This is a genomic window from Nostoc cf. edaphicum LEGE 07299, assembly GCF_015207245.1.
Lineage (GTDB): Bacteria > Cyanobacteriota > Cyanobacteriia > Cyanobacteriales > Nostocaceae > Nostoc > Nostoc edaphicum_B.
In genome coordinates this window covers 1-4,711 of the sequence record NZ_JADEXF010000405.1, presented here as the reverse complement: position 1 = coordinate 4,711, position 4,711 = coordinate 1, and the positions used below count along the sequence as shown (strand labels likewise).

The window sequence follows — 4,711 nt, the reverse complement described above, 5'->3', positions numbered from 1 at the left end:
GTATTTGTTATATTTCTTGCCTTTGGATTTATTTGGGTTTTGATGGGAGTTGTAGGTTGGATTGCGTTTCTAAAATCTGAGGGTGAGGAAATTAAGTTTGGTAAGTGGGGACTTATAGTTGCTATTCCAATCTTAATACCAATAATTGTTACTCTGATTATTGGTGTATTTTATCATTAAAAAAATTATTAAAATCTAGGTTTTTTACTTTTGAATCGCACCCCTAACTAAAATAACTGTACTTTCTACACCAGAGGCGATCGCTTCGGGAATATTACCTTGAATCGCTTGCTGTAGCAATCCCTCGCGGGATGCTCCCAAAACTACAACGTCGTAACCTTCGGTTTCCACTAGGTTAATCACACCTTCTGCAACTGAATTAGCTTGTATGGGGAGAGCAACTACAGTACTCGACAATTTGCGCCGCCGCATCAAATGACGGATGGCTTGTTCTGAAATTGACATATCTGGCTTGAGTTCAGATGGCTTAAACACCTGTGTCAGGCGAATTTTCGGATCGTTTCCTAATGTAATTAAAGCCGGTAGCAATTTAATTGCCAGTGGGGAATTGGGGCCACCAGCCACTGGAACTAGCCAACGGTTAAATGAGTGCTGAGTGGGGAGTGGGGAGTGGGGAGTAGTGCCTAATTTTACTAATACGACTTCGCAGGTGGCTTGGCGAATTATGGTGTCAACAACGTTGCCAAAAATCCGACCAGGGGTAGATGTGTTACCTTTCCATCCCATTAAAATTAAGTCGATGTGTTGTTCGTTGATTGTCTCCAAAATTGCCTGCGCCACATCGTGGGTAACTCGAATCTGCGTGTGTAAAGGAATTTTCCACTTTTTTGCTAAGACTTCTGCCTGTCGTAGCAAGCGGCGGCTTTTTGCCGTTCTTACCTGTGTTTCTGATGGGGAACTGTGGCGGGGTATCAGCATCACTTGCACGCAATCTATTTCATAATGGCGATCGCGGGCAATAGCTGCTGCCATCAGTAATAAAACACCTGCTGTTTCGGGATTTGCTACGGGTACTAATAATCTACCTCTACCAATGGTGGGCGATCGCGTCTGGTAAACTATGTATGAAGGTTCTGGTCGCAGTTTCGGTGTCGCATTTTCACCATTGAGATGATCTGCTTCCGCCCGAATAATATCTGCACGGGTAATAATCCCAATCAGTTTTCGTCTATCTACCACCGGTAAGCGACTGATTTGATAGCGATCGAGTAAATATAGTACATTACTGAGGGTGTGAATTGGTGATACTGTCATCGGGACAGATGTCATAATTTCTTTTAAGAAAATATCGGCTAGATTGCGATCGCGAAGTGTGTGGTTTGTACTCTCGCGGATTTTTAACAAATCTGATTGCGTTACAATCCCCACTAACTTGCTATCTTCTACCACAGGGAAACCGCGATGATGGGAACGAGCAAAAGCTTGCATTGCTTCTTCCAAGCTCATTTCTGCATCTAAAGTTTCTACCCGTTCTTGCATCACATCTTTTGCAGTTAACTTGGTTAATGCTCCTTCCATCGCAACTTCTTTGGTGAGAGTAATACCTTTTAACTCCAAAAGTTTTTCATAAAGCGAACCAGGCACTACCTTATCTGCAACCAGGTAAGCTGCGACAGAAACAATCATCAAAGGTAGCACCAGATTGAAATCTGTAGTCATCTCAAAGACAATCACAATTGCTGTGATTGGCACTTTGGAAACGGCGCTAAAAAATCCACCCATACCCGCTAGGGCGTAAGTAGTAGGAGAACCTGTTCCGGTGATGTATAGCTCAGAGACACCGATGATGTGTCCTAAACAAGAACCTAAAATCAAACTGGGAGCGAATAATCCCCCTGGTGCTCCCGAACCAAATGCAATCAGTGTGAGGATGAACTGGGCCGCAAAGGCGATCGCGGCGACGCTAGGATGGGAATCTCCAGTAATTAATGACTCCCGCAATCCCGTATTATCACGGAAGGATGGGGGAAGCAGGGCCACGACAACACCAGAGATAAATCCAGCTAAAGCTACCTGAAACGGTAAGCTGATGTGTAATCTTCTATAAAATTTAATACTAAATATAATACCGCGATTAAACAATGCACCAAACAAGCCTGCCAAAATACCTAACAGAATAAAAAAGGGAATTTCTGGGATGGAGAATTGGCTGGAAGATTTTACCAATTGCAAGTTAAGGTCAAGAGAGCCACCACCCAAAAGTCGGGATATCACGCCACCGATAAAAGAGGCGATAATGGCAGTTCCGAGAGTCAATCCTGATAAATCTTGGAGTAATTCTTCAACGATAAACAATACACCTGCGATCGGGGCATTGAAAGCAGCAGCTAAACCCGCACCTGCACCAGCTGCAATCATCTGCCGTCGATGATCTGGAGAAGTCGGAACCCAACGACTCATTCCTGCTGCCAAACCAGCCCCCACTTGGACAGTAGGGCCTTGCCGTCCCAGAGTCATGCCAGAACCAATGGCGATGATGGCACTGAATAACTTTACACCTGCTACCCGCCAAGATAATGTCACAGGCACATTGGCTAGAGTTGCTTTGACTTGCGGAATACCGCTACCAGAAGCCTCTGGTGCTAATCTATCCACCAACCATCCAGCCAGAAATCCCAGGACAAGACCAATTGCAGGTAGTACCAGCCATGCCGGCAAAAGGTGCGTAGTATGCACTCGCCATGTCCCCAACCATCCCGATCCGACTTTCAAAAATACCGCAGAGAGGGCAGCAACCAGACCGATAATACAGGCTTCGGCGATCGCTAAACCTCTTCTAGGCTGCCACCAGGTGCGAAAACGCTGATTCATACCAGTTTTGAATTTTAGATTTTGGACTTTCCTGCGGGACGCTACGCGAACGACTACGCTCAGGAACCATCGAACGATTTTTGATTACAAATCTTAACTAAAAAGCTGTTCGGTGGAATCTTCAGAGGATGTTTAAAAGTCATTGACGAAGTATAATTCGCTACTACACAAGCACTGTCCCCACTTACGAATTACGAATTACGAATTACAAATTATTTAATTGCTTCTTCCTGTGGTATATAGCCCTTCTACTATCAGAGACGGAGTATAACAAGAACCATTCCAATCAACATCGTTGCCTAGTGTAACCAATTGCTTCAGGGCTGTGTAAACATTACCTGCAACCATCGTATCCTTAACACGCCCAATTACTTGACCATTTTGGACGCGGTAGCCTAAATCGACGTTGATCGAAAAATCTCCAGAAATACTGCCGCCGCCACCCAACATTTGATCGACAATCAAGCCATCATCTAGTTGTTGAATCAAATCTGGTAGCGATGCCGAACCTGGCTGGATGAGAAAATTAAATAAACCAGGGGTGGGGTAGCTACCTAAACCAGGGCGAAAACCATTTCCAGTGGTGTTAGTACTTAGTTGGGAGCCAGTGGTGCGATCGCTATAGAAATGCTGTAAAGTCCCGTTTTGGATAAATACCAGAGATTGAGTCGGAGTGCCTTCATCATCAAAAGGGCAACTGTAAGGGCCAGCCTCTGGATCTTGGTAGATGGTGAGACTGGGTGCAATTACTTCCTTACCCAAACGTTCTGCCCAAGGTGAAGCTGCTTCTAAAACTCGCTTGCCATTTAAAGCGGCTTGTACAGTACCCCAAAGCATATCGGCGGCTTTAGAAGTGAACAAAATCGGGACACGACCAGTAGGAGGTGAGATATTTTCTCTAGACCAAATTAACCGTTGTAAAATTTGGTTAGCTAATCTCTCTGGGTCGAGTTCCCCCCGCTTGGTTTGACCATCAGCAACACTTAAAAAATCATCACCGCGCACCCATTCTGCTGATACATAGCAACTGAGGGTAGTGTCAGTATAGTGACAATCTAAACCTTTGGTGTTGACTAGTCTGGTGGTTTCAATATCACATTCCCAGTCACCATTGCATACAACATCGGGATAGGCATCACGGATGAGTGCGATCGCTTCTTTGCCCCAGTCCACCAAAACCTCTATCGGTAAACTTTCTCCTAAATCGGGGTAGTCAGGCTGAAAGTTAGAGCCTAATTCTACAGTTTCCGGTTGATTTAGTTGACTTAGAGCCAGAGCTTTTTCCACCATTACTTCGGCTAAGACAGAACCGTAAGCCACCGTCAGTCCCGGACGCCCGTTTCGCCAAAGCCGTAGTGCTGTACCTTCAGATTGGTTAGTTTCTAGCTGTTTGAGTCGGTTTGCCTCAAAAAACACTGGGCGAGAAAGCGATCGCGACTGATACACCTCAGCAGCTTCTGCTCCAGATTTTATAGCTAGTTCCAGCAACTGTTCGGCGAGTGTATCTTGTGACAAATTTTCAGAACCCATGACCCTTAGTGAATTGTGGATTTTGAACCGCATATCAACGCTGTCTCAAGAGAAGTGCGATGTCTACGACGGGCTACGCCTACGCACTTTCCAGTGATGAACGCAGATAACTATCCAAAAATCATCAGTGTTTCTTTACAGTTACGATTTGAAACCACAGATCAACACTGATGGACGCAGTTAATTATCCCAAATCATTGTCATGTCTCAACGGATCTAGTCATTTGTCATTGGTCATTAGTCATTAGTCATTTGTCATTTGTCATTTGTCATTAGTTCTTTGTAAATGCCCAATGCCCAATACTTCGACTACGCTCAGTACAAGTGCCCAATGCCCCATGCCCTATGC

At 44.9% G+C, this 4,711-nt stretch carries 3 protein-coding genes; 1 reads left to right on the top strand and 2 read right to left on the bottom strand.

Going from position 1 to position 4,711, the window contains the following annotated elements; all coding sequences use genetic code 11:
* Positions 1-180: hypothetical protein (locus IQ229_RS24005; protein WP_228013448.1), on the top strand; the 180-nt coding region annotated here is incomplete at its 5' end.
* A 24-nt stretch (positions 181-204) separates the two neighbouring features.
* Here IQ229_RS24005 and IQ229_RS13555 read toward each other — a convergent pair.
* Together IQ229_RS13555 and IQ229_RS13550 are read right to left on the bottom strand one after the other, a co-directional pair.
* Positions 205-2,832, bottom strand: a complete 2,628-nt coding sequence (locus tag IQ229_RS13555; protein WP_194044479.1) for a chloride channel protein — start codon at positions 2,830-2,832, stop codon at positions 205-207.
* A gap of 216 nt (positions 2,833-3,048) precedes the next feature.
* Positions 3,049-4,362 (bottom strand): TldD/PmbA family protein, encoded by a 1,314-nt coding sequence (locus IQ229_RS13550; protein ID WP_194044471.1) that lies wholly within the window; start codon positions 4,360-4,362, stop codon positions 3,049-3,051.
* Positions 4,363-4,711 lie beyond the last annotated feature (349 nt).